This window comes from Caulobacter zeae, from assembly GCF_002858925.1.
Lineage (GTDB): Bacteria > Pseudomonadota > Alphaproteobacteria > Caulobacterales > Caulobacteraceae > Caulobacter > Caulobacter zeae.
Window position 1 is genome coordinate 91871 of record NZ_PJRS01000022.1, and the last position, 26478, is coordinate 118348.

Below are 26478 nucleotides of genomic sequence, written 5' to 3' on the forward strand. Positions count from 1 at the left end.
GCTCCTAAGGCGACGTCGAAGGAGCACAGGTAACTCGCCAGAGGCCGGAGGGTTCGCCTCAGCGGGCGGCGGCGATGGTGCGGGCCAGTTGCCGGGGATCGACCGGCTTGCTGAGGATCGGGGCGTCGCGCAGGTCGGGGCGCACGCCCTGGTCGCCATAGCCGGTGACGAAGGCGAAGGGCACGCCGCGCTCGCGCAGCACGTCGGCGGCCGCGAAAGAGGTGCCGCCGTCGAGATTGACGTCCAGCAGGGCGAAGTCGACAAGCTCGCTTCGCGCCGCCTCCACCGCGGTCTCGGCCGAGACCGCCGGACCGGTGACGTCGCAGCCCAGGTCGGTCAGCAGGTCCTCGACCAGCATGGCGACCATGATCTCGTCCTCGACGATCAAAACCCGCATCAGGCGGCTCCCCTGGCCGGTGCCGGCTGGGCCGCCGGACGGCGGCGGATGCGGGCGACGATGGTGCAGACCACGCCCTCGGGCGGATAGTCCAGCGCCGCCTCGCCGTCGAGCTCCAAGGCCAGGCCTCGGGTGATCAGGCGGCTGCCGAAGCCCTGGCGCTCTGGAGGTGACACCGGCGGTCCGCCGGCCTCCCGCCACAGCAGGCGCAGCCGCTCGTCGTCGCCCTCGCCTTCCCGGCTCCAGACCACCCGCACCTGACCCGTCGACTGCGAAAGCGCCCCGTACTTGGCGGCGTTGGTGGTCAGTTCGTGCAGGGCCAGCGACAGCGACAGCGCGGCCTTGGGCGACAGCCGCACAGGCGGACCGCTCAGCTCGAAGCGCGAGGCGTCGCCGTAGGAGTCCACCAGGCCGGCCATGATGTCGTGCAGGTCCGCGCCGTCCCAGCTTTCGCGGGTCAGGATGTCGTGGGTGCGGGCCAGGGCCAGCAGGCGGGTGGTCAGCGACTCGCGCGCGTCGCCCAGGTCGGCGGCGTTGCGCAGGGTCTGGCCGGCCACCGACTGCACGGTGGCCAGGGTGTTCTTGACCCGGTGATTGAGCTCGTTGACCAGCAGCCGCTGCAGCTCCTCGGTCCGCTTGCGCTCCGTGACGTCGCGCATGACGCCGGTGAAGAACCGCCGCCCGCCCGATCGCCATTCGGCGATGGAAAGCTCGAGGGGAAAGGTCGACCCGTCCTGCCGCCGGCCGAACACCTCGCGGCCGATGCCGATGATCCGGCGCTCGCCGGTGCGGCGGTAGGTGTCGAGATAGCCGTCGTGAGCCGCGTGATGCGGCTCGGGCATCAGGCCCTTGACGTTGGATCCGATCATGTCGGAGGCCGCATAGCCGAACAGGCGCTCGGCGGCGGGATTGAAGGCTTCGATACGGCCGTGCTCGTCGATGACGACGATGGCGTCCACCGCCGTGTCGACGATGGCGCGATAGCGGGCCTCTTCGCCCGCGCCGCCCGACTGTGTTCCACGCCCGCCCATGGCTGGCTCCCCCTGTGGTCCAGAGGAGCCTAGCCTAGGGGTTGATCCGCCGCCAAGTCCTCGCGGCGGATCGTCACGCATGTTCTCAGGCGTCTTCCGACTCGGGAGCCGGAGAATCGCCGCCTTCGAAGCTGCGCGGGGCGCGGCGACGACGGGGCTTCTTGACCTCTTCGCCGGCGCCCTCGGGAGCCGGAGCGACGGGGATCTCGGCCGCCGGGGCGGCTTCGGCCTTGGGTTCGGGGGCCTTGGGCTCGGCGGCCGGCTTGGGCTCGGACTTGCGGCCCAGGAACGCCGGGGCGTTGCTGACCGCGCCGTCCTGGCCGCGCAGCACCGGCGAGCTTTCGCCGCCTTGCGCCTCGCCGCCCAGCGGGGCGGCTTCCGGCTCGATCACGGCCAGCGGATCGCGGTCGCCACGGTCGCGATCGCGGTTGCGGTCACGATCGCGGTCACGGCGCGAGCGGCGGCCTTCGCGAGCCTCGCCCTGGAACTCGCCGCCTTCGGCCGCCGGGCGGTCGTCGCGCGGCTGGCGCTCTTCGCGCGGACGGTCGTCACGAGGACGGTCATCACGGGGGCGATCGTCACGGTCGCGGAAGCGGTCTTCGCGCGGGCGGTCGTCACGAGGCCGATCGTCGCGGGGACGGTCGTCACGGGGACGATCATCGCGGTTGCGGTCGCGGTCGTCGCGGTCGCGCCAGCGGTCGCGTCGGCCTTCGCCCTGCTGACCATCGCGATCACGATCGCGGTTGCGGTCACGGTCGCGGTTCTCGAAGCGGTCGCGGTTGCGGTCGCGGCGTTGCTCGCCCTGGCCTTCGCCGCCCTCGCCGCCTTCAGCGCCCTCGGCGGGCGTCTCAGCGGCCGGCGGGGCCTCGGGGGCCTCTTCCGGCTCGGCCTCGAAGTCGATCTCGTAGGCCGAATAGGCGTCCTTGCCGATGATGTCGCTGACCGGGCGATTCGGCTGGATGGCGCGCAGGACGCGGAAATAGTGCTCGGCGTGCTGCAGGTAGTTCTCGGCCAGCACCCGGTCGCCGGACGACGAGGCGTCGCGGGCCAGCTGCTGGTACTTTTCGTAGACGCTCTGGGCCGCGCCGCGGACCTTCACGCCGTCGGGACCGTTCGAATCGAAGGCCCGGTTGGCGTTGTGCTGCTGCGGCTTGCCACCACCGCCCCCGCGGTTGTTGCGGCCACGCTGGCGCTTCATGCCCTTGAAATCTCTCATCTTCTTCTAAACCTGTCCGATCTGGACACTTTAGCCCGATCGGTATTCGGTCTCTTGAGACTGGGTGCGCCCGTCTCGGGCTCGCCTTCGATGTTCTTGAGACCTGGGTTTCCGTAGAGTCTCCGTCCGGATCGGGCGCGGCTTTCGGCCTCGTCGGCCGTTCGCGCCTGCCGGATGTGTCTAGCGGCCGTCGAAACGACCGCTCTTCCCGTCACCCGGCGATTTGGAAGGAGACCCTTTCCGTCTACCGCCTCACGCCGGCGTTTCCAAGGGGTTTTTGAAGCCCGTGACAACACGGTCGTGGGTGGACAGATCCTTGACCGTCCGAACGTTCTGGGCGCCGGCCGCCTTGAACAGGATCTCGACGTCGGCCGACTGGTCGAAACCGATCTCGACGCAGAACAGGCCGCCAGGCTTGAGCACCCGCAGGATCTCCGGCGCCAGGGCGCGATAGGCGGTCAGGCCGTCGGCGCCGCCATCCAGCGCCAGACGCGGCTCGTGGTCGCGCACTTCCGGCTCCAGGGTCTCGATGTCGGCGGTGGGGATGTAGGGCGGATTGGAGACCACCACGTCGAACGAGGCGTCGCCCAGGCCCGTCGTCCAGTCGCCGCGCATCAGGGCGACGCGGCCGTCGAGGTCCAGGTTGGCGGCGTTCTCGCGAGCCACGGCCAGGGCCTCTTCGGAGATATCAATCCCCAGCCCCTTGGCGCCCGGGCGGTCAGCCAGGATCGCCAGCAGCATCGAACCCGAGCCGACGCCCAGGTCCAGCATGTTGAAGGCCATGGTCTCCGGGAAGGCCTTCAGCACCTCGTCTACGATGACCTCGGTCTCGGGACGCGGGGTCAGGACGTCCTTGGTCACCGACAGCAGGATCTTCCAGAAGCCCTTGCGGCCGATGATGTGGCTGACCGGCTCGCGGCGGGCGCGGCGCTCCAGGTACTCGTCCAGCGTGGCCAACTGCTCGGCGCTCAGCTCGCGATAGGGGTCGGTGATGATGTCGGTGCGGCTGACGCCGGCGGCGACTTCCAGCATCAGGCGCGCGTCGATGGCGGGCTGATCGATGCCGGCTTCCTTCAGGCGCTCCTTGGCGCCGTTCCAGGCTTTGACGAGAGTAAGGGTCATGGCGGCTCCAATAACGCGTAGCGGCCCCAAACGCGAGATCGAGGACGAGATTGCGGACGGATACCAAGAATTGGTATGCTGAGTCTTGGAGGAGCCTGCTATGAGCAAGAACACCTCGGTAAGCCTCGGGCCTCACTTCCAGGACTTCATCGAAACACAGGTCGCCCAAGGCCGCTATGGCTCGGCCAGCGACGTGATCCGCGCCGGCCTGCGGCTGCTGGAAGAGCACGAGGCCAAGCTCGAAGCGCTCAGGAACGCGCTGGCCGAAGGCGAGGCCAGTGGGTTCATGGAAGAGCCGTTCGACTTCGACACCTTCATCGCCGAACTCGAAGCCGAGGCCGAGCAGGAGAAATGAGCGGCTACCGGCTGTCATTCCTGGCCCGCCGCGACATCGACGACATTCGCGCCTATTCCAAGGCGCAGTGGGGACCGCGCCGAGCAGCAGCCTATCTGCGTGACATCCAGCGCGCCTTCGATCTCGTCGGATCACATCCCGCAGCCGGGCGGCAGGACGAACGTCTCATCTCTGTCTATCGACGACATACCGTAGGATCTCACGTGATCTTCTATCGGTCAGCCTCGCAGATGACGCTCATCGTCCGGATTCTGCATCAGCAAATGGACCCGAGCTCGCACCTCTAGTCCTCGACCGCCACCGCATCGCCCTGCCCCACCGCGCCGCCGGCGGTGACGTTCAGGTAGATGCCGCAGAAGGTGTGGCCGTAGTTGTCGAACAGGGCCTTCACCACCTCGATGTCGCGCTCGGCGGTGACCGGATCGACGTGGGTGGCGGCGCAGCGGACGATGGGCTTGAGCACCTGCGCCGTCGCATCGCCGACCCGCACCGTCCTGCCCGTCCAGCCGTTCTCGACCCAGGCCGGCCAGCCCTCGACATAGAGGTTGGCCCGGAAGCGCAGCGGATCGACCGGACGGCCGATCTTTTCGGCGAGGTCGCGCACGCTGGCCAGGTTCACGATCGAGACGAAGCCCTGCTTGCTGTCCATGAACCGGTGCGCGCCCGGTCCTTCCAGCACCCGCAGGGGACCTTTCGCCTCGTCGCCGAGCAGGGCCGCCAGCCAGGCCTCGAAACCGCGCCGCCCCTCGTCGCTGGAAAGATCGCCTAAGAACGGCGCCAGCCCCTCGGCCGAGGCGGTCAGCACGCCGCTGGCCTCGTCATAGGCGGTGTGGGCCTTGGCCACCGCCGGGATCTTGGCCAGCACCGTGAACTTCATCTTCGACAGGTGCGACGGCGCGTCGGTGTCGAAGCCGCTGGGGCCGTCCTCGACCGCATAGAGACGGTCGCAGGGAAAGCATGCGCCCGCCTCCAACGTCGCCGTCGAGAGCCGCTCGGGCGTGAACCCCTTGACGGGATGGCGGTAGAGCGAGGCGACCTGGGCGTGCATGGCGGCAAGGTGGTCGCGCGGATCGAGCTTTGCAAGGCGGGAACACCGCGGGCTCTGACGGATTTGACCTCCAGGGAGGCCTGCTCATGACCGACACCACGCCGCGACGCCCGGTAAGGTCGTGGCTGGCCTCGCGGCCCTATCACCTGGCGCCCTGGATCCTGCTGCTGGCGGTCGCCCCCTTCGCCTTTCCCAAGCGCCTGGAGCCTGAGGTCGAGCCGCACGCCCCGCCGCCGGGCCTGTCGGAAGACCGTGTGCTGCCGCCGCACGAATTCGACCAGGCCGAGCCCCGGCGCGGCCGCGCCGCGCGCCATCCGCACGGCATTCCGCTGCTGGGCTGGCGCGACATCCTCTGGCGCACGGCGCGCGAGATCAGCGTCGACAAGCTGCCGTCGGTGGCCGGGGGCGTCACCTTCTACACCCTGCTGGCCCTGTTCCCCGCCATCGGCGCCTTCGTGTCGCTGTACGGCCTGTTCGCCGACGTGGCGGCGGTGGAGAAGCAACTTCAGGAGATGGCCACCGTCTTTCCGGCCAGCGTCGTCCAGATCGTCGGCGAGCAGATGCTGCGCCTGGCCAGCCAGGAGGGCGGCAAGCTGGGCGTGGCCTTCGTGGTCAGCCTCTTGCTGTCGATATGGAGCGCCAACGCCAGCATGAAGGCGCTCTTCGACGGCCTGAACGTCGCCTATGACGAGGACGAGAAGCGCAATTTCGTGGGCAAGACCCTGCTGACCTACGGCTTCACCCTCTGCGCCCTTCTCTATGCGGTGTTCATCGCCGCGGTGCTGATCGCCATGCCGATCGTGCTGGAGCGCTTGGTCCTAGGCGCGATCTCGGCCTTCTGGATCCCGCTGCGCTGGCTGGCCGTCTGGCTGGTGACGGCCCTGGCCTTCGCCATGCTCTACCGCTTCGCGCCCTGCCGGGCCCGCCCGCGATGGCGCTGGGTCGTGCTGGGGGCGCTGTTTGGCGCGGCGGCCTGGCTGGTCGGCTCGCTGGGCTTTTCGATCTACGTCAACCGCATCGCCCACTACGACGCCACCTACGGACCGCTGGGCGCGGTGATCGCCTTCATGGTCTGGGTGTGGTTCTCGATCATGACGGTGCTGGTCGGGGCCGAGCTCAACGCCGAGATCGAGCACCAGACCGCCCACGACTCCACCACCGGCCCCGAAAAGCCGATGGGCGCACGCGGCGCGGCCATGGCCGACACCGTCGGGCTGGCCTTCCATCCCTGGGAGATGATCAAGCGCGAAGCCGGCACGGTGAAGCGGATCGGCGGCCGCTACTGGGGGCATGCGACGCGGCTGGGCAAGAAGGCGCCGCCGCCAGAACAGTGATGCGAAATCCTCGTCCTTCGACAAGCTCAGGATGAGGATTTCGAATGTACCGCCACGCCGAAATTGAACCTCACCCTGAGCCCGTCTAAGGGCGAGGTTCACGCAGGACGACGACCGCTTGGCAAGCTCGCCGACGCATGGCTTAGCTCGCCGCCATGATCTTCGCCCCTGCCGCCCCGTCCGAACACGACGCCCTCGTCGCCCTGGTCAATTCAGCCTATCGCGGCCAGGGGGCCCAGGCCGGCTGGACCACCGAGGCCGGCTATATCGACGGCCAGCGCATCGACCTCGAAAGCCTGCAAGCCGACCTCGCCGCAGCGCCCCAGGCGCTGATCCTGACCGCCCGCGACGACGCCGAGGGTCCGATCCTCGGCTGCGTCTGGCTGGAACCGGCCGACGCCGAGGTCTGGTACCTGGGAATGCTGACCATCCGCCCCGACCTGCAGGACCGGCAGATGGGCCGCACCCTGCTGGCGGCGGGGGAAGCCTACGCCAAGGAACGCGGCGCGGACCGCATGCAGATGACCGTGGTCCACATCCGCGACACCCTGATCGCCTGGTACGAGCGCCGCGGCTACGCCCTCACGGGCGAGACCCGCCCCTTCCCCCACGGCGACGACCGCTTCGGCAAGCCGCTGCGAGACGATCTGGCGTTCGTGGTGATGGAAAAAGTACTCGGCTAACGAGACCCTCTCCCTGAAGGGAGAGGTGTCGGCGAAGCCGACGGAGAGGGAAGTCGGTGCGAAACCGACCCAGTCAGCGGAAGCTGAGAACGTCCCCCTCCGGCCCTTCGGGCCACCTCCCCCAGAGGGGGAAGATCTTCAGATCCTAATCTTCCAGGCTCGCCAGGCGCGCGGCCTGGTCTTCGGCGATCAGCGGGTTGATCACGTCGTCCAGGGCCTCGCCCTCGATCACCTTGGCCAGGTTGTAGAGGGTCAGGTTGATCCGGTGGTCGGTGACCCGCCCTTGCGGGAAGTTGTAGGTGCGGATGCGCTCGGAACGGTCGCCGCTGCCGACCTGGCTCTTGCGGGCGTCGGAGCGGGCGGTGTCCAGCGCTTCGCGCTGCATGTCATAGAGCCGGGCCTTCAGGTTCTTCATCGCCCGGGCGCGGTTCTGGTGCTGGCTCTTTTCCGACGAGGTCACCACCACGCCCGTGGGCAAGTGGGTGATGCGTACGGCCGAGTCGGTCTTGTTGACGTGCTGGCCGCCGGCGCCCGACGAGCGGTAGGTGTCGATCCGCAGATCGCTTTCCTTGATCTCGATCTCGACGTCCTCGGCCTCGGGCAGCACCGCAACGGTGGCGGCCGAGGTGTGGATGCGTCCTTGGGCTTCGGTTTCCGGCACGCGCTGCACGCGGTGCACGCCGCTCTCGAACTTCAGCCGGCCGAACACGCCGTCGCCGGTGATCGAGGCGATGATTTCCTTGAAGCCCCCCATCTCGCCCTCGGAGATGCTGTCGACCTCGACGCGCCAGCCCTGGTTCTGGGCGTAGCGCTGGTACATGCGGAAGAGGTCGCCGGCGAACAGGGCCGCCTCGTCGCCGCCCGTGCCCGCGCGGACTTCCAGGATCGCCGAGGCGTTCTCGTCCTTGTCCTTGGGGGCCAGCATCAGAGCCAGCTCCCGCTCCATGACCGGCAGCTTCTCGTCCAGGGCGACGATCTCGTCGCGGACCATGGCGGCCATCTCGGGATCGGCCGCCATCTCGTCCAGCTCGGCGCGCTCGGCGCTCAGCTTGGCCAGGCGTTCGACGGCCTCGGCCACGGGCCGCAGCTCGGCGTGCTCCTTGGAGAGCTTGACGATCTCGGATCCGTCCGTCGCGGCGCCCATGCGAGCCTCCACTTCGCGGAAACGGTCGAGAACCTGGTCGAGGCGGGCCTGGGGCAGTCGCAAGGGAAGAGATCGCACGGCTGAAGGATGGGCCGGTCTCTCTAGGCCTTTTCGGGGGGGAATGGAATGGAGGCGCGGCGGGGCCGTCGACTGCTGACACCCACCGTCATCAGTATCGTTTGAAAACTGACCAAGGTACGATTAGCTAGACTTGGAGGGGCCGCGCGGCCGCCCGGGAAACGCTGCAAGGAAACGCCATGTCTCTTTCGATCCACCACGTCACGGCCACCGCCGTCACGCGCGGCCTCAACACGCTGGCCCTCCTGCTTCACAAGGCCAAGGCCCACGCGGAAGCGGCCGGGACTGACCCGGACGCGTTCGTCCAGGCCCGCCTGTACGACGACATGCTGCCGCTGGCCGGCCAGATCCAGCGCGCCTCCGACGCGGCCCGCGGCGCCATGGCCCGCCTGACCGGCCTCGTCGCGCCGTCCATGGCCGACGACGAGACCACCCTGGCCCAGCTTCAGGATCGCGTGGCCCGCACCCTGGACTACATCCGCAGCGTTCCGGCCGAAGCCTTCGAGGGGGCGGAAACCCGCGAGGTGGTGTTCGCCGCCGGCCCGTTGACCCTGGGCTTCAACGGCCTCGATTACCTGCTGGAGTTCGCCCTGCCGAACTTCCAGTTCCACGTCGTCACCGCCTACGACATCCTGCGTCACCATGGCGTGCCGCTGGGCAAGCGGGCCTACCTGAACCTCGGCGCGGAACGCGTGCGGACAGCCTGAACCGGCGAGGAGCCGCCGTCCGCCCCAACTAGGCGCGGACGGCGGTCACTGCATCAGCGCGTCTTCCAGTCCGCCAGGGCCGTCGAGCCCTGCGCGGCCAGCACCGCCTCGGCGGCCTTGTCGCCCAGCACCTTGGCCTTCAGGAAGGCCACGCTGAGCGCCGAGGACTCGGCGAAGCCCGGCGCCTCGGGGTGATAGGCCAGGCCATGGCCGATCCCCTTGCCGACCCACAGGTACTTCTCGCCGGGCGCGCTGGTCTCGAACGGATAGAGGTGCTCATGCCAGTCGGCGATCATGCCGGGCAGCACGTCCTGGTCGCCGGTGATCATCATCGCGGGCTTCTTGACGCTGGCGTACGAGGTCGGGCCGACCAGGCCCTTGATGACGCCCGGGCTGGAGAAGCACAGGGCGGCCTTGGTGCGCGGGTCCTGGGCCGGGATCATTCCCTCCATCGCCCCGGCGCGGATCAGCGACATCAGCGAGCCGTAGGAGTGGCCGGCCGAGGCCATAGGCAGCCCCGGCGCGGCCTTCTCGGCATAGTCGGTGGCGGCCGCAAGGTCGGCCAGGCGCAGCGAGAAAGCCGCGCGCAGGTCGTAGTCGGCGCGCTTGGGGTGCTTTTGGGAATCGACGTGCAGCGGCGCGACGATCATGAAGCCGGCCTGGTTCCACAGGTCGAGCAGCGCCTTGTACGGCGCCGGCCAACCGCCCGCCCCGTGCGAGAAGATGACGATCCCCTTGGGCGCGTCGGGACGCAGGATGGTCAGTTCGACGTCGCGATCGCCCACCTTGAGGGTGGTGGTCGAGATCGCCGTCGCGGCGCGGGCCAGCGCCGGCGCGGCCGCGAAGGCCAGGGTCGCGGCCAGCAGGCCGCGGCGGTTCAGGATAAGCTTGGTCACGAAAAGCCCCACTATCGTTTGGCGCGCAAGCTTCTGCGGTTCGCCCCGATTGTCCAGGCTCAGAAGGCCGGTTTGACCTCGATCGTGGTCACCTGCCTCGCAGAGCGCGACGGCTTGAGGTCGCCGTCCACAACGACGCGGTACGGGCCCTCCCGGGCGTCCAGCGGCGCCCCGTCCTTATGGTCGGCGATGACGACAGGATTGGTGCGATAGAACGGGTCGGTCTCGGCCAGCGACAGGATCGAGACATAGCCGTCGGCGGCCTTCACCAGCACCACCTGGTTCAGATAGCGCCCCATCAGCCGGTCGCCATGCACCACGCCGGCCTGGACCAGCGCCGCGTTCAGCAGCGCGCCTTCGTAGACGGCGCTCTTGCCGCCCTCGACCATGGTCGCCTTGCCGCGCGGCAGGGCGGCAAGGTCGGCCGGGGTCAGGACGATGCTGTCGCGCCCCTGGACAGTGACCTTCAGGTCCTGAGCCAGGGCGGCGGGGGCGAGCGCCAGGACGGTTGCGGCGAAGACGGCGGCGAGGCGCATGAAAGAAGCTCCGTGAACGGCAGCGATCTGACCCCCGCCCGCGCTCGGACGCAAGTCAGCCCTGGCGGTCGACCTTGAGCCGGTCGAGCTTCTCGTCGATCCGCGCCAGAAGGGTCAGGCAGTAGCCCAGCGCCAGAAAGATCAGGAACTTGTCGAGGCCGCCGGCGTCGGGAAAGCGGTCGGGGCTGAGGTCATGCAGCGTCTTCTGCGCGGCGCAGACCGCGGCGTAGATAAAGCACATCGCGCCGAACAGCCTGGCGAAGCGCCGAAATATCCTCTCGCCCACGTCCGGCATGCGAATCCCCCATCACTTGCGGACCTGCAACCTGCGTCAGAGCAAGGTGATGGTCGAGCTTGGAAAGCTCAGCCCCGCCAGCCGAACACCAGCGGCTTGGACGCCAGGGCGAGGTCGCGGGCCGGAGCCTTGGCCCCATGACCGCCGAACAGGGTCGGGTACAGCGACACCACCAGCAGCACGGCCATGGTCACGTTGAAGGTCCGCAGGATCGCGGGCCGGTCGAGGAACCGGCGCAGGGCGACGCCGAACCCGGCCCAGGCGGCGCTGCACGGCGCGCCGACCAGCATGAACAGGCCCGCCAGCAGCGGTACGACCATGACCCCGCCGCCCTCCGGCGCATAGGTGGTCACCGCGCCCAGCGCCATGGCCCAGGCCTTGGGGTTGACCCACTGGAAGGCCGCCGCCGCCCAGAAGCCCATGGGTTTGCTCCCTGCCTCGCGGTCGGAGACGCCTTTCGCCGTGCCGATCTTCCAGGCCAGCCACAGCATGTAGACCGCGCCCGCCCAGCGCAGGATCTCGTGCAGCACCGGCCAGGCCTTGAACACGCCGCCGAGGCCGAAACCCATGGCCAGCACCATGACGCCGAGACCCAGGCTGATCCCCAGGATGTGCAGGATCGTGCGGCGGAAGCCGAAGTTCGCGCCCGAGGCCAGCAGCATCATGTTGTTCGGGCCCGGCGTGCCGGCCGTGGCGAAGGCGAACAGCACGAAGGCGAGGATCAGTTGCGGCGTCATCGGGACCTCCCTGGCGGAATGTCACGGTGATGATTTCGATTGATCCATGAGTCAAAACTTATATTGATACAGTGACAATCTAGACGGACCGCGCTCATGACCGCTCCCTGGACCCCCGCCCTGCCCGACGGCGACGCCCCGATCTACGAGCGGCTGGTCGAGGCTTTGCGCGCCGACGTCGAGTCCGGCGCCCTGCCCGCCGGAACACGCCTGCCACCGCAGCGCGACCTGGCCCACCGCCTGGGCCTTGGCCTGGGCACGGTCACCCGGGCCTATGTCGAGGCCGAGAAGGCGGGGCTGGTCAGCGCCCATGTGGGGCGCGGCAGCTTCGTCAACGCGCCGGGCGCGATCGCTAGTCCGCGCCGCCGCGAGGGGCCGATCAACCTGGCCCAGAACGTCGCCCTGAACTGGCCGGCGGCGCGGGTAATCGGCGAGACGATGCAGCGCCTGCGCCGGCGCCCCGACCTGGCCGACCACCTCGACTACGCCCCCGCCGCCGGGCTGGAACGCCACCGCCGCGCGGCCGCCGCCTGGCTGGCCCGCAGCGCCGGCTTCGAGACCGCCGACTGGACGCGCCTCGTCTGCTGCGCCGGCGCCCAGCAGGGCCTGGCCCTGGCCTTCGGCGCGGCCGTGCGCCCCGGCGACGTGGTGCTGTGCGAGGCCTCGACCTTCCATGGGGTCAAGGCCCTCGCCGCCCACGCCGGCTATCGCCTGCAGGGCGTGGCCATGGACGACGAGGGCGCGATCCCCGAAGCCCTGGAAGACGCCGCCAGGCGCACCGGCGCCCAGGTCGTGGCCCTGCTGCCGACCCTGCAGAACCCCACGGGGCGGATCATGTCGCTGGCCCGGCGCGAGGCGATCGTCGCCATCGCTCGCCGCCTCGACCTTACGCTGATCGAAGACGACATCTACGGCGCCTATGCGCCGGGCGCGCCGCCGCCCCTGGCCATGCTGGCGCCCGAGCGCACCTTCCACGTCTCGGGCGTGTCCAAGACCCTGGCCCCCGGACTGCGCGCTGGCTTCGTGATCGCCCCCGACGACGCGGCCCTGGAGCGGATCCTCGATACGATGCGCGCCATCGCCTACGCCCCGCCGGGCTTTGGCATGCTGATCGCCGGCCAGTGGATCGAGGACGGTACGGCCGGCGCCATCCTGGCCGAGATCCTGGAAGAGACCGCCGCCCGCGTCGCCCTGGCGCGGTCCGTGCTGGGGAACGCCCTGGCCAGCCCCGCTTCACCCACCGTTCCGCACCTGTGGCTGCCGATGAGCGAACTGGAGGCCGAGCGCCTGGCCGGCCGCGCCCTGCGCGGCGGCGCCGAAGTGACCCCGCCGGCCGCCCCGATCGTCTCGCCCGGCCTCGTCACCGGCGTGCGGCTGGCGCTCGGCGCGGCCGCCGATCGGGTGGAGCTGGAAACCGGCCTGCGCATCGTCGCCGCCGCCCTGACCGACGTCGACGAGCGCTCTCGGCCGGTGATCTGATCCGGCGCGCTAGCGGACCGCCAGCGCCCGCCCGAAGGCCTCGTCGGCGAACAGCGCCTTGAAGTCATCGGCCAGGGCGTCGCTCAGGGTCGCCGCCGCGTTCTTGCCGCTGGCCACCTGGATCGGCCGCTTGGCCCGCGCCTTCAGGTCATGGCTGTAGATCGCCCGCCCCTCCGGCGAGATCACCGACACCGCCAGGTCGACATCGGCCTCGGCCTTGCCGACCATGAAGCCGTTGCTGAAGCGGGCATGGAAGACCGCAACCCTGACCTCGACCCGCGGCCCGCCATCGCCCAACCCATAGCCGCGCTGGCGCAGCTCGGCCGACAGCGCCTCGCGCACGACCTCGGCCACCTCGCGCTCGGCGCGGATCGCCGCCATCTCCATGCCGTAGCCGTTGATCTTGGTGGAGATCCGATCGCGGTCCTTGGCCCGGGCGTCGATCGCCGTGACGGTGACGAGGATCCCTTCGGCGCCCGGAACCGGCCCCGCCGCGGCCGGCGTATAGACGATCGGCACGACGTCCTCGGTCAAGGCGCAGGCCGACAGCATCGCGGCCAGCGCGACGATCACGATCGTTCTCAAGGCGGACACCCCCGAACGCCCGGCAAGATGCAGGCGTCGCGCGAGCGTTAGAAAAATGCAGCCCTAAGTCAATATCGAGAGGAGACTCTACTCGGCCGCGATCGCCTCGGAGTCCTTGGCGGCCTGCAATTCGGCGGCCTTCTTTTCCACGAGCTCGACGATGTGGTCGATCATGCCGTCGTTGGACTGCTTGTGGTCGGGCTTGCCGGCCATGTAGACCATGCCCGCCCCGGCCCCGCCGCCGGTGAAGCCGATATCGGTCATCAGGGCCTCGCCCGGGCCGTTGACCACGCAGCCGATGATCGACAGCGACATGGGCGTCGAGATGTGAGCCAGGCGCTCTTCCAGCGTCTCCACCGTCTTGATGACGTTGAAGCCCTGGCGAGCGCAGGACGGGCAGGCGATGATGTTGACGCCGCGGTGGCGCAGGCCCAGCGACTTCAGGATATCGAAGCCGACCTTGATCTCTTCCACAGGGTCGGCGGCCAGGCTGACACGGATCGTGTCGCCGATGCCGGCCCACAGCATCGAGCCCATGCCGATGGCGCTCTTGACCGTGCCGGTGCGCAGGGCGCCGGCCTCGGTGACGCCCAGGTGCAGCGGGCAGTCGATGGCCTCGGCCAGCTGCTGGTAGGCGGCCACGGTCAGGAACGGGTCGGACGCCTTCACCGAGATCTTGAACTCGTGGAAGTCGTGGTCCTGAAGGATCCTGGCGTGGTTCAGCGCGCTTTCGACCATCGCCTCGGGGCACGGCTCGCCGTAGCGCTCCAGCAGTTCGCGCTCGAGCGAGCCGGCGTTGACGCCGATGCGGATCGAGCAGCCGTGGTCCTTGGCGGCGTTGACCACGTCGCGCACGCGATCGGGGCTGCCGATATTGCCCGGATTGATCCGCAGGCAGGCAGCGCCCGCCTTGGCCGCCTCGATGCCGCGCTTGTAGTGGAAGTGGATGTCGGCCACGAGCGGGACCTTCGCCTCGCGGGCGATGATCTTGAAGGCCTCGGTGCTTTCGACGTCGGGGCAGCTGACGCGCACGATGTCGGCGCCGGCCTCCTCCAGCTGGCGGATCTGGTTCAGCGTCGCGGCGGCGTCGCTGGTCAGGGTGTTGGTCATCGACTGCACCGAGATCGGCGCGTCGCCGCCGACCTCCACGCTGCCGACGCGGATCTTCCGCGACTTGCGACGCTCGATCATGCGCCAGGGACGGACGTGGGTGTGGTCTGCGGCCATGGCGCCAATCTAAGGGGTTTGGCGAAGGAACCCAAGGGCGTCACGCAAGCTTCGTGACGCCGCTCGGCAAGGATCAGCGGCGCGGCGTCGTCGCGGTCGCCGGAGCGGCGGCGGGCCTGCCAGGCGCGGGCGCGGCGGCGGGCGCCGGCGCCAGCTTCGACAGCTGGGTCTGCGGGGCCGACAGGCGGCCGGTCAGCACGCCGTTGGTGAACACGTCGATCGAGGTCGGCTCGGAGACGTCGGCCACCAGGCCCGGCGTGCGCGGGATGCGGAAGGCGTCGCCGGTCGACAGCCAGCGCGTGAAATAGACGTTCCCGTCGGCGCCGCGCACCGTCAGCGAGGTCGACTTGCGGGCCTGCAGGATCACGCCGGCCGAGTCGGCCGGGGCCGCGCCGTATATCGCGCCCTTGCCCTTGAACGGGGCGCCGAGGTTGGCGATCGCCTCAGGCGCGGCTTGGGCCTCGGCTTCCTTGCGGGCCTTGGCGGCGGCGGCCACGGCGTCGGCCGAGCCGCCGGCGGCGGCGGCGGCTTCCAGGCCGGGGGTCACGTAGGGCGCGGGCGTGGTCGATTCGGCCGGGGCCGGCAGCGGCGCGCCGAGCGAGACGGCGCCGCCGGCCTGGGCCGGAACGGAGGTCGCCGGGGCGGCGGGCGCGGCCTGCGAGGCCACCTGGGCCTTGGGCTCGGCGTCGTGGGTCATGGCGCGCTGGGCGACGTTCCACAGCACGATGGCGCCGCCGACCAGCAGACCGCCGGCCAGCAGCAGGCCAAGGCGCGGGTCGCGTTGGCGATGCACGCCGATTGGCGCGCGCAGCGGCTCGGCGTCGTCGTGGGCTTCCAGCTTGAAGCGGGCCACGGCCGCCTCGGGATCCAGGCGCAGCAGGCCGGCCACGGCCTTGATGTAGCCGATGGTGAACGGACGCGACGGCAGCTCGTCCAGGCGCATGTCCTCCAGCGCCTCGACATAGGCCTGGCGGATGCGCGTGGCGTCGGCCACGTCCTGCAATGTCATGCCATGGAACAGACGGGCGGCCCGCAGGGCCTCGCCCAGGTCGACGCCATGGTCGACCGACGGCTGCGCCGGCGGCGCGACCGTGTCGTCACGATCGCCTTCGGCGACCAGGCTCAAATGGCTCACCGTGCCCGTGTCGAGCGGCATGACGAACAGATCACCCCAGAAAATTCGCGTCGCACGAGAGTCCGACCGATTTGCGCCGACGCTAGCCGGCATTCGTTAACATTCAATTGTGGATATCAAAGTAAGTGGCCGGATTCAATGAGCTAAACTTAGCCGCAAGGTTAACCGGCCTTCAGTCTAGACGGCGACATAGAGCTTCCGGGCCAAGGTTTCGATCTCGCCCCGGAGAGACCCGCCGGAGCCCTTCAGCAGGGCCTCGACGTTACGCCGGGCGGCCTCGCGATCGCACGACAGCACCATCTGCTTGACCGGCCCTATACCCGCCGGAGGCATGGAAAGGCGGTCGAAACCCAAGGCCACCAAGGCGAAGGCCTCCAGCGGACGCCCCGCCATCTCGCCGCACACCGAGACCTGGGTGCCGGTGTCCTCGCAGGCCTGCTGGATGGTCTTCAGCGCCCGCAGGGCCGCTGGCGACAGCGGGTCGTAACGGTCAGACACCCGCGGATTGCCCCGGTCGGCGGCGAACAGGTACTGCATCAGGTCGTTGGTGCCGACCGAGACGAAGTCGGTCATCGGCAGCAGCGCGTCCAAATGCCACAGAAGCGACGGGGCCTCGACCATCGCCCCGACGTCGAGGCGCGCGGGCGCGGGCCGGCCGCGCTTCAGAGCCCAGGCCACCTCCTGGTCGACGAAGGCGCGGGCGGCGCGGAACTCGTCCACATTGGCCACCAGCGGGAACATGATCCGCAGCTCGCGGCCGTTGGCGGCCTTGATCAGGGCCCGGATCTGAAGGCGCAGCAGGGCCGGACGGTCCAGGCCCATGCGCACGGCGCGCCAGCCCAGGGCCGGATTATCCTCGCGCTCAAGCTCCATGTACGGCAGCAGCTTGTCGCCGCCCAGGTCGAGCGTGCGGAAGGTCACGGGCATGCCGTCGGCCGCCTCCAGCACCTTCTCGTACAGCGTCGTCTGGGCCTCCAGGCGCGGCATCTCCTCGGCGACCATGAACTGGAACTCGGTGCGGAACAGGCCGATGCCCTCCGCCCCGGTCTCGCCCAGGATGTCGAGGTCGACAGCCAGGCCCGCGTTCATCAGCAGGGTGATCTTGGAGCCGTCGCGGGTGAAGGCCGGCGTGTCGCGCAGGCGGGCGAACTCGGCCTTGCGCTGGGCGCGGACCTCCATCCGGGCCTTCAGCGCCTTGACCACGTCGGGGCGCGGCCGCAGCCAGGCCTCGGCCGTCTCGGCGTCGACCACCACCGGGTCGCCCTCGCTGACCCGGTCGCGCAGGCCGGCCAGGCGCCCCACGCACGGGATGTCGAGCGCCCGGGCCACGATGCCGGCGTGGCTTGCGGCCGAGCCTTCCTCGAGCAGGATGCCCTTCAGCTTGGTGCGGTCGTATTCCAAGAGATCGGCGGGGCCGAGGTTGCGGGCGATCAGGATCGCGTCCTCGGGCAGCTGGCGCACGGCGTGGACGTCGCCCGACAGGTGGCGCAGCAGCCGGTCGTTCAGGTCTTCCAGGTCGTGCAGCCGCTCGCGCAGATAGGGGTCGCGGGCCTGGCCCAGGCGGGCGCGATGCTCCGAACGCACCCGCTCCACCGCCGCCTCGGCGGTCAGACCCGAGCGCACGGCCTCCTGCAGGCCGCGATTCCAGCCCCGGTCGTGGGCGAACAGGCGGTAGGTCTCGAGCACTTCGTACGAGGCGCCGACCAGGCCGTGCTGGCCTTCCAGCATCTCGTCGATCTGGGTCTGCAGGGCCTCGATGGCGTAGGAGAGCCGGGCCTCCTCGGCCAGGGCGTCGTCCGACAGCAGCTGCTCGGGGGCCACCGGTTGCTCGTGCAGCACCGCCACGCCGTAAGCCAGGCCCTCGGCGAAGCGCGAGCCCTTCAGTCGCTCGGGCTTGTGCGGGGCCAGCTCGACGTCTTTCAGTTCGTCGGCGCCCAACAGTTCGCTGGAGCTGACCATCTCGGCCAGCACCATGGCGATGATCTGCAGGTCCTCGACCTCCTCGTCCTCGTAGACCCGCTCGGTGCGGTTCTGGACGACGAGCACGCCGATCGCCCGGCCGCCGCGCAGCAGCGGCACGGCCAGGAAGGCGTGATAGGGGTCTTCCCCCGTTTCCGGACGATACGAGAACTGCGGGTGGCTGGCGGCGTCCGACAGGTTCAGCGGCCGGCCCAGGCGCATGGTCTCGCCGACCAGGCCCTCGCCCGGCTTCATGCGGGTGACGTGGACGGCGTCGCGCGACAGGCCTTCGGTGGCGAACAGCTCCAGGTCGCCCGAGGCGCGGCGCAGATAGATCGAGCAGACTTCGGCCACCATCGAGATGGCGATGGTGCGCACCACCATGTCGAGCTTGGCCTGGGCGGGACCGCCGCCGGCCATGGCCTCGCGAATCTGGCGAAGCAGGCTTCTGGGTCCTCGAACGGCGATGCCGGGGCCTGCCATGTCGCCTGTCGTGCGCTCCCTTGGTTCCGACGTGTCGAAGCACGTCGTCCTCATGGGCGCTATAGCAGATTTCGCGCGCCGCACAGTGCGCGAGCACGGTTTTCCTTTACCTAAGGACGCAAAAAACGCCGCCCCTCCGGAAAGGGGCGGCGCATTGCCTAGCTTGTCAGCGGCGAAGCTTAGCGGCGCTGACCGTAGTAGTCGTAGCCGGTGTTGTAGCGATCGCCCTGGTAGCGGCGCCCATCCCGACGATCGTCGCGACGGTCGTAGCGATCATAGCCGTAGCGGTTGTCGCTGTAGTACGGGCGACGCTCGTCATAGCGGCTGCTGTAGCGGTGATGACGCTTGTCCTTGGCGGTGGCCGCGCCGATGGCGCCGCCGGCCAGGGCGCCGACCGCGATCGCGCCGCCGTCGCCGTCGCCCAGCATGGCGCCGGCCGCGCCGCCCAGGACAGCGCCCAGGATCGCCCGCTCGGTCTTGTTGCTCTTGCCGCGATCGCCGGCGAAGGCGGCCGAGGCGGGCAGGACCAGAGCGCCGGCGATGGCGGTGCTGATGGCGATCTTGCTAAACTTACCGAAGGTCTTCATGGCATTTGCTCCTTGTTCCAGAAGCGTCGCCAATCCCGAGGGCGGCGCTGTTGATGGCCTTTATGAGCCTTGCCGTTTGAACCCGACCTGAACGCGGTTGTTCATGTTCGCGTCAGGTTTTTCCGGTGCTCCGCGTTCCGTAAAATCCCCGCGAAAGCGGGGCCCCAGGAGTTTTATCGTCGAGCGCCGCAGATGGCAGAAGAAGCCCAGGCCCCCGCTTTCGCGGGGATTTTACGGGTGGGAAGCCTCCGCCTCGACCGCCGCCTGCGCCGCCGGACGATGCAGCCGCACTGACCAGATCACCCCGGCCAGCATCAGGACGATGGCCGCGCCCTCCAGCAGGTGGGGCCAACGACCCTCGTGCAGGAAGCCGTAGAGCAGTGCGAACAGGGTCTCGAACACGATCAGCTGGCCAGACAGGCTCAACGGCAGCACGCGGCTCGCGGCGTTCCACAGGCCGTTGCCGATCACCGAAGCGCCGATGGCCACGGCGAAGCTGACCAGCCAGAACCACGTCCAGGCGGCCGGCGGGTGGCTTTTACCGCCCAGCATGAAGGCCGGGACGACCAGCGCCAGCGACAGCAGGCCCGTGGCCAGGCCCGTCAGCAGCGACCATTCGTGGCTGTTGAACTTCGGCGTGGCGGCCAGGCGTCGTGCGTTCCAGACGGCGTAGGCGGTCCACACCGCCAGCGCCAGGGTCGCGCCCAGCACGCCCAGGACCAACTTGCCGACGGGCGCACCCGACGACGCGGTGAACACCGCCACGTTGATGCAGACGCCGCCGGCGATGATCAGGGCCAGAGGACCGGCCAGGGCCCGCAGGGGCGCGCCCTCCCCCTTGCGCGCGCCGGCCAGGGTGATGGTCACCGGCAGGAGGCCGATGATCAGCGAGGCCAGGGCCACGCCCGCCGTCTGCACGGCGACCGCCAGGCCCACATAGTAGACGAGGTTGCCCAGCAGGCTCAGCAGGGCCAGATCGCGCCAGTCGCGCCGGTCCATTCGCGCCATCACCGACTTCCAGGTCGGAGCCAGCAACAGGGCGGCCGCCAAGCCGTAGGCGATGTAGCGCCCCGCCGTCATCTGCAGCGGCGTGAAGGCGTCCAGCAGCTTCGGGGCGAGGAACACCCCGCCCCACAGCGCGCCGGCGACAAGACCGTAGAGAAGACCGAGCAGAAGGTTCCGGGGACTGATCATCGCCCGGACCTAGCAGGCGCGCGCGGCGCTGGCTTTGGCGAAAGCTCCCGAAGATCGGGCGAAGGCTCCCGCCCCGTTGCCCTCCGCCGCGCCCCGGCTAAACTCAAGATCGATAACCACAACCGAGCCGCGACCATGGCCCCGTCCACCGACACGCCCGCCCCAAAGGCCAGCCCGGAAGACCTCTGGGCCGATCGCCTGAACGGCCTGATGCTGACCCTGCTGGGCGCGGCCGTCCTCGCCGGACTGGCGTTTTTCGCGTGGTTCAAGGTCACGGGTCCGGGGCGGGGAAACACCGACCAGGACGTCTTCCCCTGGGCGTCCGCCCCGCTCGCCTTCGCCGCCACGGTGGGCCTGTTCATGATCGTCCGCGGCGTCAGGCATCTCTACAGGAGCTTCCGAGGCTAGCGCCGCCCCTTGCGCCAAGCCGCCGGCGTCACGCCCAGCACGGCCTTCATCCGCCGGGTCAGCGTGCTCTGGTCGCCGTGGCCAGTGCGGACGGCGATCTCGGCGATGGACAGGGCCGGATCGTCCAGCAGGTGCTGGGCGGCCCGCAGCCGCGCATCGCTCAGGGCGGCATGCGGGGTCGCGCCGTAGGCGGCGGCGAAGCGATCGAAGAAGCGGCTCTGGCTCATGCCGGCCTCGACCGCCAGGTCGCGGACGGTGAGCGGCTGATGGTAGCGGGTCTCGATCATCGTCGCGGCGCGCGCCAGACGCGGATCGACGGCGGAGGGACCGCTCGACAGGCCGCGCAGCAGGAGCGGCGTCCACAGGCCCGCGACGCCGTCGTCGATGCCGCCCGGCGCCTCGCCCGCCAGGTACGACAGCAGGCCGCGCACCGGGCTGGTCACCGAGGCGAACGGCCTGTCGCGCAGGCGCTCGAACGGCGCCATCAGGGCGGCGCCGATGTCGGCCACCACGAACAGGTTCTCGCCGTCGGCGGCGCAGACGTGGCGCGTACCCGGCGGTATCACCGCGGCGCTGCCCGGATCGACCCGGCCGCCCTTGCCGTCGATCTCGATCTCGAGCACGCCGCGACGCGGCAGCACGATCTGGTCGAAGTCGTGGGCGTGCGAGATCGCCTCGACACTGTAGCGGCGGAAGGACAGCTCTGCGGGGGCGGTCAGGTCGTGGCCCATGACCTCACTATAACGAACTCAGCCGTGCCCGGGCAGGGCCAGGGGCTCCTCGGCGTCCATGACCAGGCGGCGGGCCTGTTGCAGGGCCGCGTCGATGTCGCTCTCGATGAACTCGACCTGCAGGTCGGTCAGCGGATGCGGGGCTGCGATGACGTTGCGCAGGTAGTCGCGCTTTTCCGGCTCGGTCATGGTCCACCAGCCGACCGTGTGGCCTTCCTCGATCACGGCGTCGCCCATGGCCAGGAGGTCGTCGGTGTCGAAGATCGGCTGGCCGGGCTTTTCCGGGAACCACTGGCCGTCGTCGGGCAGGGCCTGGTCCAGCTGGCGCAGCAGGGCCGCCAGCCACGGGCTGACCAGCAGCGGCTTCTCATAGCCGTCGCCGAACTTGGCGCGCAGCAGGAGGTCGTAGAGCAGCTCGAGCCCGGCGTCGCCGTGGAAGGTCACCGTCTTGGCGGCGGGATCGAACTTGAAGACGTCGGGCATGGGACTCTCGAAGGCTGGTGCGCCTTCCATAACGTCAGAGCACGACGTTTAGGCAACGATCGGCTCCCTCGAACCTCAGGGGTTCGAGGGAGCCGGCATTCTTACAGCTGGTCCAGGCCGTACACGGCGTGCAGGGCGCGGACGGCCAGTTCGGTGTAGGCCGCGTCGATCAGGACCGAGATCTTGATCTCCGAGGTCGAGATGACCTGGATGTTGATGTTCTTCTCGGCCAGGGCCGCGAACATCGACTGGGCGACGCCGGCGTGGCTGCGCATGCCCACGCCGATCACCGACACCTTGGCCACGTCTTCGTTGACGGCCACGTCCTCGAAGCCGATCTCGGCCTGGGCGCCGCGGACGATCTCCAGGGCGCGCGTGGCGTCACGCTTGCCGACGGTGAACTCCATGTTGGCGGTGTCGGCGCTGCGGGCGCGCGACTGCACGATCATGTCGACGTTCACATTGGCGTCGGCCAGGCGGCCGAAGATGGCCGAGGACACGCCCGGATGATCGGGCAGGCCCAGCAGGGTGATCTTGGCTTCGTCGCGGCTGTAGGCGACGCCCGAGACGATGCGCTTTTCCATGATTTCTTCCTCGTCGCAGACGATCGTACCTTGGCCCGGGGCTTCGCCCGGCTCGACGAAACTCGACAGCACCCGCACCGGGACGCGATGGGCCATGGCCATCTCGACCGAACGGGTCTGCAGCACCTTGGCCCCCAGCGAGGCCATTTCCAGCATCTCTTCGTAGCTGATCTTGGCCAGGCGCTTGGCCTTGCTCTCGATCCGGGGGTCGGTGGTGTAGACCCCGTCCACGTCGGTGTAGATGTCGCAGGCGCCCTTCACCGCGGCGGCGATGGCCACGGCGCTGGTGTCCGAACCGCCACGACCCAGCGTGGTGATGCGGCGCTTGGGCGTCACGCCCTGGAAGCCGGCGATGACGGCGATCTCGCCGGCCTCGAAGCACTCTTCCAGGTTCTCCGGCGGGATCTCTTCGATCCGGGCGCGGCCGTGGGCCTCGTCGGTGAGGATCGGCACCTGCCAGCCCAGGAACGAGCGGGCCTTGTGGCCCATGTTGCGCAGGGTCATGGCCAGCAGGCCGGCGGTCACCTGCTCGCCCGACGCCACGACGGCGTCGTACTCGTCGTCAGACTCCGGCAGGCCCGCGGCGGCGCGGCCGGCTCCGTCCGTCCAGGCGACCAGTTCGTTGGTCTTGCCCGACATGGCGGAAACGACGACGGCGACCTGCTTGCCCGTGGCGACTTCCGCGGCGACCAGGCGCGCCACCCGGCGGATGCGCTCCAGGTCGGCCACCGAGGTGCCGCCGAACTTCATCACCAGACGTGACACGTCTCTAAATCCTCGAACCAAAGCGGTTTTTTCTTGCGCCTTCGCGGCCGGAACCCGTCCTTCCGCGCAAGCCCGCGCCTTCTAGCGGGGCCTCGGCGCAACGGCAATGTCGCCGATGTGTCTTTTTTCTCGCAGCATGGCGCGAAAAATTGGCCGTGCTAGATACCGGGCCATGACCAGCGCCGCCCCCGACACCGCAGGAAGCACGCCCAACTGGAGCATCGACCCCGCCGACGTGGCGCGGTTCTCGGCCATCGCGGCCGAGTGGTGGGACCCCAAGGGCAAGTTCGCGCCGCTGCACGTGTTCAATCCCTGCCGGCTGGCCTTCATCAGGGAGCAGGCGCTGGAGCGCTTCGGCCGCGACGGCAACGACCGCGCGCCGTTCGAGGGCCTGTCCCTGATCGACATCGGCTGCGGCGGCGGCCTGCTGAGCGAGCCCATGGCCCGCCTCGGCTTTTCGGTCACGGCCATCGACGCCTCGGAGAACAACATCAAGACCGCCGCGGCCCACGCCGCCGAGCAGGGTCTTTCGATCGGCTACCGCCCCGCCACCGCCGAGCAGCTGCTGGCCGAGGGCGCGGGCCCGTTCGACGTCGTCCTGACCATGGAAGTCATCGAGCACGTGGCCGATCCGGGCGCTTTCCTGCGCACCTGCTCGCAGCTGCTCAAGCCCGGCGGCCTGATGATCGTCGCCACCCTGAACCGCACGCTCAAGGCCCTGGCCCTGGCCAAGATCGGCGCCGAGTACGTTCTGCGCTGGGTGCCGCCGGGCACCCACGAGTGGAAGCAGTTCCTCAAGCCCGAGGAGCTGCGCGCCTTCCTGGCCGGCGAGCCGGTCGAGATGCAAGGCCCCTTCGGCGTGGCCTACAACCCGCTGACCGGCCGCTGGAGCCGCTCCACCGACGTCGACATCAACTACATGATGACGGTCACCAAGCCGGCGGCGTGACGCAGAACGCGGTTCGCGGTATGTTTCCTGCCGCGATGACCAAGTTCGAGACCATCGAGATCGAAAGCCGGGTCGTGGACCATGTCCGCGAGCTCGCACGCCAGCGCGGCGGCAGCTTGTCGGAGGCCATCGACGCGGCGGTGCTCGCCACCCTGGAACGGGATCGGGCGAACCAATCGGCCGCGCCCTTGGTGGATCTCGACGAAGTCGCCCGAATAGCGGCCCGATTCCGAGCCCTTCCCGAACGTGCGCCCATGCCGTCCGACGCCGACTTCTACGACGCCGACGGCCTGCCGCGTTGATCGCCATCGACGCCTCCGCAATCGTCGCAATACTGCTGGGCGAGCCGGAGGCCGCCGCCTTCACCGCCAGGCTTCACGCCGAACAGGACGGCCGCATGATGTCGGCCGTCAACTATTGGGAAGTGTTGGCCAAGGCCGAGGTCTCCAGGGGCGAGACCGGACGGCAGGAAGCGGAACACCTTCTCCAGGCGCTGCGGATCGAAATCGGGCCCGCCGACGCCGAACAGGCTCGGCTCGCCATCGAAGCCTTCGTTCGCTTCGGCCGCCATACGCCCGCGAAGCTGAACCTCGGCGACTGCTTCGCCTACGCCCTGGCCACGACCCATGGCGGCGGCGCACTGCTCTACAAGGGCGACGATTTCGCACGCACCGACCTGCGCTCGGCCCTGAAAGAGGCTTGACGGCGCACGGCCGAAAGCCAACCTCCGGCTGTAACCCTCGGAGTACCCGCCATGTCCGTCCTGCTGTTCGCCCTCGCCGCCGCCCTGCCGACCCTGGCTGGCGATTTCGACGGAGACGGCAAGGCCGACCAGGCGCGGCTGGAGCCGCGCGGCGGGGCCCATGTGCTGGTGGTCGAGCGCGGCGCGGCGCCGGGCAAGCCCGAGACCGTCACCATGGTGGCCGACGCCGCAGGCTTCTTCATCGCCGCCCAGCCGCCGGGAACCTACCCCACCACCTGCGCCAAGGACGTGGGCGCGCCCTGCGCCGCCGACGAGCCGCGCAAGGTCGAGCTGAAGGCGCCCACCCTGTCGTTCGGAACCGAGGAAGCATCGCTGGCCGTCGCCGTCTGGACCGGCGAGCGCTTCGCCGTCACCTGGCTGAACGACTGATCCCGCCGCTTTCGGGAACCTTGGCCTTCGCCAAGGCTTATTCCGCCGCAGGGACTTTGAACCCGAGCCGGCGTCTTGTGGGGCGGGACGCTGGTTCGTTCGTCGGAACGGAGACTTCCCCATGACTTCCCGCCGCATGGCTTGGCTGATGGCCGGCGCCGTCGCCATCAGCACGGCCGCGCCCGCGCTGGCTCAGGACGCAGGCTACCAGCAGCAACTGCGCACTTATGAGGAGCAGCGCTCGTCCTACGAGGCGCGCCGCGCCGACTACGACAGCCGCCAGGCCCAGTACGACGCCGACCGCTCCGCCTATGAGCGCGCGCGCAGCGACTATGACCGCCGCTATGGGTCTGGCGCCTATGATCGGCGCTATCCCGACGAGGCCCGCCGTTGGCGCACGCCCGCCTACCCGACCAGCAACGACTATTACGGCGAACAGCGCCAGTTCGAGGCCGATCGCGCGGCCTATGAGCGGGCCCGCGACCGCTACGACGCCCGCAACGGCCGCGGCGCCTACGACCGCCGCTATCCGGACGAGGCCCGCCGCTTCGACACCAGCGGCCAGGACAATCGCTACGCCGACGACTACGACGCCCAGCGCCGCCAGTGGGAATCCGACCGCGCCGAGTATCAGCGCGCCCGCGACGACTACGACCGCCGTTACGGCCGCGGTTCCTATGATCGCCGCTATCCGAACGAAGCCGGCCGCTGGGACGATGGCCCGCCGCCCGCCTATGCCGGCGGCTCTGGCCTGTCGGGCGGCTATGCCGACCCGTGCCGCAACGACGCCAAACGCAACGCCACGGCTGGCGGCGTGATCGGCGCCCTGGCCGGCGCGGTGATCGGCTCCAATGTCGCCGCCCGCAACGCCAAGACCGAAGGCGCGGTGCTGGGTGCCTTGGCCGGGGCCGGGGTCGGCGCGGCGATCGGCAACTCGGCCGCCAAGGCCCGCTGCGACACCCGCGGCCAGTACTGGTCGTACGAGGACACCGTGCCCTATCGCGAAAGCGCCGAGTATCGCGACCGGGCCGGCGGCTATTCGGAATGGAACCGCTACAGCGAGCGCAAGTGCCGCCTGGCGCCGGCCCAGACCGAGTACCAGGGCCGCAACGAGACCCGCTACGTCCGCGTCTGCCCCGATAGCGACAACCGCTACCGTCTCGAAGGCTGACGCAAAGGCCGAGCTCCGCGTCGGGCG

The 26478-nt window shown here is 69.5% G+C and carries 31 protein-coding genes; 12 read left to right on the top strand and 19 right to left on the bottom strand.

The window, feature by feature from the left end:
* Window positions 1–58: 58 nt before the first annotated feature.
* The 4 genes from SGCZBJ_RS11965 to prmC form a co-directional block, all read right to left on the bottom strand.
* Window positions 59–397, bottom strand: coding sequence for a response regulator (locus SGCZBJ_RS11965; protein ID WP_101718225.1), 339 nt, complete (start codon window positions 395–397; stop codon window positions 59–61).
* Entirely contained in the window at window positions 397–1428 is a 1032-nt protein-coding gene (locus tag SGCZBJ_RS11970) for a sensor histidine kinase (RefSeq protein WP_101718226.1), read from the bottom strand. The genes SGCZBJ_RS11965 and SGCZBJ_RS11970 overlap by 1 nt, the downstream gene beginning before the upstream one ends.
* Before the next feature lie 85 nt (window positions 1429–1513).
* Window positions 1514–2644 carry a DUF4167 domain-containing protein gene (locus tag SGCZBJ_RS11975; RefSeq protein WP_101718227.1) on the bottom strand — a complete coding sequence of 377 codons (1131 nt, stop codon included), beginning with the start codon at window positions 2642–2644 and terminating at the stop codon, window positions 1514–1516.
* A gap of 252 nt (window positions 2645–2896) precedes the next feature.
* Window positions 2897–3766, bottom strand: coding sequence for a peptide chain release factor N(5)-glutamine methyltransferase (gene prmC, locus SGCZBJ_RS11980; RefSeq protein WP_101718228.1), 870 nt, complete (start codon window positions 3764–3766; stop codon window positions 2897–2899).
* Between the two features lie 100 nt (window positions 3767–3866).
* Between prmC and SGCZBJ_RS11985 the strand changes: the two genes are divergently transcribed.
* Together SGCZBJ_RS11985 and SGCZBJ_RS11990 are read left to right on the top strand one after the other, a co-directional pair.
* Window positions 3867–4121, top strand: coding sequence for a type II toxin-antitoxin system ParD family antitoxin (locus tag SGCZBJ_RS11985; RefSeq protein WP_101718229.1), 255 nt, complete (start codon window positions 3867–3869; stop codon window positions 4119–4121).
* Window positions 4118–4408, top strand: a complete 291-nt coding sequence (locus SGCZBJ_RS11990) for a type II toxin-antitoxin system RelE/ParE family toxin (RefSeq protein ID WP_101718230.1) — start codon at window positions 4118–4120, stop codon at window positions 4406–4408. Before SGCZBJ_RS11985 ends, SGCZBJ_RS11990 begins: the two co-directional genes overlap by 4 nt.
* On the opposite strand, the gene SGCZBJ_RS11995 is transcribed toward SGCZBJ_RS11990, so the two are convergent.
* Window positions 4405–5169 (bottom strand): MOSC domain-containing protein, encoded by a 765-nt coding sequence (locus tag SGCZBJ_RS11995; RefSeq protein ID WP_101718231.1) that lies wholly within the window; start codon window positions 5167–5169, stop codon window positions 4405–4407. The genes SGCZBJ_RS11990 and SGCZBJ_RS11995 overlap by 4 nt on opposite strands.
* 86 nt (window positions 5170–5255) lie before the next feature.
* Between SGCZBJ_RS11995 and SGCZBJ_RS12000 the strand changes: the two genes are divergently transcribed.
* Window positions 5256–6503 (top strand): YihY/virulence factor BrkB family protein, encoded by a 1248-nt coding sequence (locus SGCZBJ_RS12000; RefSeq protein ID WP_101718232.1) that lies wholly within the window; start codon window positions 5256–5258, stop codon window positions 6501–6503.
* Between the two features lie 155 nt (window positions 6504–6658).
* On the top strand, window positions 6659–7186 hold the full coding sequence (locus SGCZBJ_RS12005) for a GNAT family N-acetyltransferase (RefSeq protein ID WP_101718233.1): 528 nt from the start codon (window positions 6659–6661) through the stop codon (window positions 7184–7186).
* A gap of 145 nt (window positions 7187–7331) precedes the next feature.
* Here the strand turns inward: SGCZBJ_RS12005 and prfA are convergent, their stop codons facing one another.
* Window positions 7332–8393: a peptide chain release factor 1 gene (prfA, locus tag SGCZBJ_RS12010; protein ID WP_101718234.1), complete on the bottom strand. Its 1062-nt coding sequence runs from the start codon at window positions 8391–8393 to the stop codon at window positions 7332–7334.
* A 194-nt stretch (window positions 8394–8587) separates the two neighbouring features.
* Here prfA and SGCZBJ_RS12015 point away from each other — a divergent pair, with 194 nt between their 5' ends.
* Window positions 8588–9115: a DUF1993 domain-containing protein gene (locus SGCZBJ_RS12015; RefSeq protein ID WP_101718235.1), complete on the top strand. Its 528-nt coding sequence runs from the start codon at window positions 8588–8590 to the stop codon at window positions 9113–9115.
* A gap of 53 nt (window positions 9116–9168) precedes the next feature.
* Here SGCZBJ_RS12015 and SGCZBJ_RS12020 read toward each other — a convergent pair whose 3' ends face one another.
* The 4 genes from SGCZBJ_RS12020 to SGCZBJ_RS12035 all read right to left on the bottom strand — a co-directional run bounded on the left by SGCZBJ_RS12020 (window position 9169) and on the right by SGCZBJ_RS12035 (window position 11579).
* Entirely contained in the window at window positions 9169–10011 is an 843-nt protein-coding gene (locus SGCZBJ_RS12020; RefSeq protein WP_101718482.1) for an alpha/beta hydrolase, read from the bottom strand.
* A 59-nt stretch (window positions 10012–10070) separates the two neighbouring features.
* Window positions 10071–10547, bottom strand: a complete 477-nt coding sequence (locus SGCZBJ_RS12025; RefSeq protein ID WP_101718236.1) for a molybdopterin-binding protein — start codon at window positions 10545–10547, stop codon at window positions 10071–10073.
* 55 nt (window positions 10548–10602) lie between these two features.
* Window positions 10603–10842, bottom strand: coding sequence for a hypothetical protein (locus SGCZBJ_RS12030; RefSeq protein WP_101718237.1), 240 nt, complete (start codon window positions 10840–10842; stop codon window positions 10603–10605).
* A gap of 68 nt (window positions 10843–10910) precedes the next feature.
* Entirely contained in the window at window positions 10911–11579 is a 669-nt protein-coding gene (locus tag SGCZBJ_RS12035; protein ID WP_101718238.1) for a LysE family translocator, read from the bottom strand.
* 96 nt (window positions 11580–11675) lie between these two features.
* On the opposite strand from SGCZBJ_RS12035, the gene SGCZBJ_RS12040 reads away from it, so the two are divergent.
* Window positions 11676–13058 carry an aminotransferase-like domain-containing protein gene (locus SGCZBJ_RS12040; protein WP_101718239.1) on the top strand — a complete coding sequence of 461 codons (1383 nt, stop codon included), beginning with the start codon at window positions 11676–11678 and terminating at the stop codon, window positions 13056–13058.
* A gap of 9 nt (window positions 13059–13067) precedes the next feature.
* Here SGCZBJ_RS12040 and SGCZBJ_RS12045 read toward each other — a convergent pair whose 3' ends face one another.
* The 6 genes from SGCZBJ_RS12045 to SGCZBJ_RS12070 all read right to left on the bottom strand — a co-directional run bounded on the left by SGCZBJ_RS12045 (window position 13068) and on the right by SGCZBJ_RS12070 (window position 20228).
* Entirely contained in the window at window positions 13068–13631 is a 564-nt protein-coding gene (locus SGCZBJ_RS12045; protein WP_101718240.1) for a YajG family lipoprotein, read from the bottom strand.
* 99 nt (window positions 13632–13730) lie between these two features.
* Window positions 13731–14870, bottom strand: coding sequence for a flavodoxin-dependent (E)-4-hydroxy-3-methylbut-2-enyl-diphosphate synthase (gene ispG / locus SGCZBJ_RS12050; RefSeq protein WP_101718241.1), 1140 nt, complete (start codon window positions 14868–14870; stop codon window positions 13731–13733).
* A 73-nt stretch (window positions 14871–14943) separates the two neighbouring features.
* Complete coding sequence (locus SGCZBJ_RS12055; RefSeq protein WP_101718242.1) at window positions 14944–16026, bottom strand: helix-turn-helix domain-containing protein; 1083 nt, start codon at window positions 16024–16026, stop codon at window positions 14944–14946.
* Between the two features lie 156 nt (window positions 16027–16182).
* Window positions 16183–18447, bottom strand: coding sequence for a phosphoenolpyruvate--protein phosphotransferase (gene ptsP / locus SGCZBJ_RS12060; RefSeq protein WP_101715050.1), 2265 nt, complete (start codon window positions 18445–18447; stop codon window positions 16183–16185).
* A gap of 179 nt (window positions 18448–18626) precedes the next feature.
* A complete protein-coding gene (locus SGCZBJ_RS12065) occupies window positions 18627–19034 on the bottom strand; it encodes a hypothetical protein (RefSeq protein ID WP_101718243.1) in 408 nt (135 codons plus the stop codon).
* Window positions 19035–19265: 231 nt separating this feature from the next.
* Window positions 19266–20228 carry a DMT family transporter gene (locus tag SGCZBJ_RS12070; protein ID WP_101718244.1) on the bottom strand — a complete coding sequence of 321 codons (963 nt, stop codon included), beginning with the start codon at window positions 20226–20228 and terminating at the stop codon, window positions 19266–19268.
* A gap of 135 nt (window positions 20229–20363) precedes the next feature.
* Between SGCZBJ_RS12070 and SGCZBJ_RS12075 the strand changes: the two genes are divergently transcribed.
* Window positions 20364–20636, top strand: coding sequence for a hypothetical protein (locus tag SGCZBJ_RS12075; protein WP_101718245.1), 273 nt, complete (start codon window positions 20364–20366; stop codon window positions 20634–20636).
* On the opposite strand, the gene SGCZBJ_RS12080 is transcribed toward SGCZBJ_RS12075, so the two are convergent.
* From SGCZBJ_RS12080 to SGCZBJ_RS12090, 3 genes are all read right to left on the bottom strand, one after another.
* Window positions 20633–21367 carry a helix-turn-helix domain-containing protein gene (locus SGCZBJ_RS12080; RefSeq protein ID WP_101718246.1) on the bottom strand — a complete coding sequence of 245 codons (735 nt, stop codon included), beginning with the start codon at window positions 21365–21367 and terminating at the stop codon, window positions 20633–20635. The genes SGCZBJ_RS12075 and SGCZBJ_RS12080 overlap by 4 nt on opposite strands.
* A gap of 18 nt (window positions 21368–21385) precedes the next feature.
* A complete protein-coding gene (locus SGCZBJ_RS12085; protein ID WP_101718247.1) occupies window positions 21386–21850 on the bottom strand; it encodes a hypothetical protein in 465 nt (154 codons plus the stop codon).
* 101 nt (window positions 21851–21951) lie between these two features.
* The gene (locus tag SGCZBJ_RS12090; RefSeq protein WP_101718248.1) at window positions 21952–23199 is read right to left on the bottom strand and encodes an aspartate kinase; all 1248 of its coding nucleotides are present in this window, start codon (window positions 23197–23199) and stop codon (window positions 21952–21954) included.
* Window positions 23200–23371: 172 nt separating this feature from the next.
* Between SGCZBJ_RS12090 and ubiG the strand changes: the two genes are divergently transcribed.
* The 5 genes from ubiG to SGCZBJ_RS12115 all read left to right on the top strand — a co-directional run bounded on the left by ubiG (window position 23372) and on the right by SGCZBJ_RS12115 (window position 26451).
* Window positions 23372–24148: a bifunctional 2-polyprenyl-6-hydroxyphenol methylase/3-demethylubiquinol 3-O-methyltransferase UbiG gene (ubiG, locus tag SGCZBJ_RS12095; protein ID WP_101718249.1), complete on the top strand. Its 777-nt coding sequence runs from the start codon at window positions 23372–23374 to the stop codon at window positions 24146–24148.
* Window positions 24149–24183: 35 nt separating this feature from the next.
* The gene (locus SGCZBJ_RS12100; RefSeq protein WP_165832164.1) at window positions 24184–24450 is read left to right on the top strand and encodes a type II toxin-antitoxin system VapB family antitoxin; all 267 of its coding nucleotides are present in this window, start codon (window positions 24184–24186) and stop codon (window positions 24448–24450) included.
* Window positions 24447–24851 (top strand): type II toxin-antitoxin system VapC family toxin, encoded by a 405-nt coding sequence (locus tag SGCZBJ_RS12105; RefSeq protein ID WP_205685376.1) that lies wholly within the window; start codon window positions 24447–24449, stop codon window positions 24849–24851. The genes SGCZBJ_RS12100 and SGCZBJ_RS12105 overlap by 4 nt, the downstream gene beginning before the upstream one ends.
* A 51-nt stretch (window positions 24852–24902) precedes the next feature.
* Entirely contained in the window at window positions 24903–25280 is a 378-nt protein-coding gene (locus SGCZBJ_RS12110) for a hypothetical protein (RefSeq protein WP_101718251.1), read from the top strand.
* Between the two features lie 121 nt (window positions 25281–25401).
* Complete coding sequence (locus SGCZBJ_RS12115) at window positions 25402–26451, top strand: glycine zipper 2TM domain-containing protein (RefSeq protein ID WP_101718252.1); 1050 nt, start codon at window positions 25402–25404, stop codon at window positions 26449–26451.
* Window positions 26452–26478: the final 27 nt, after the last annotated feature.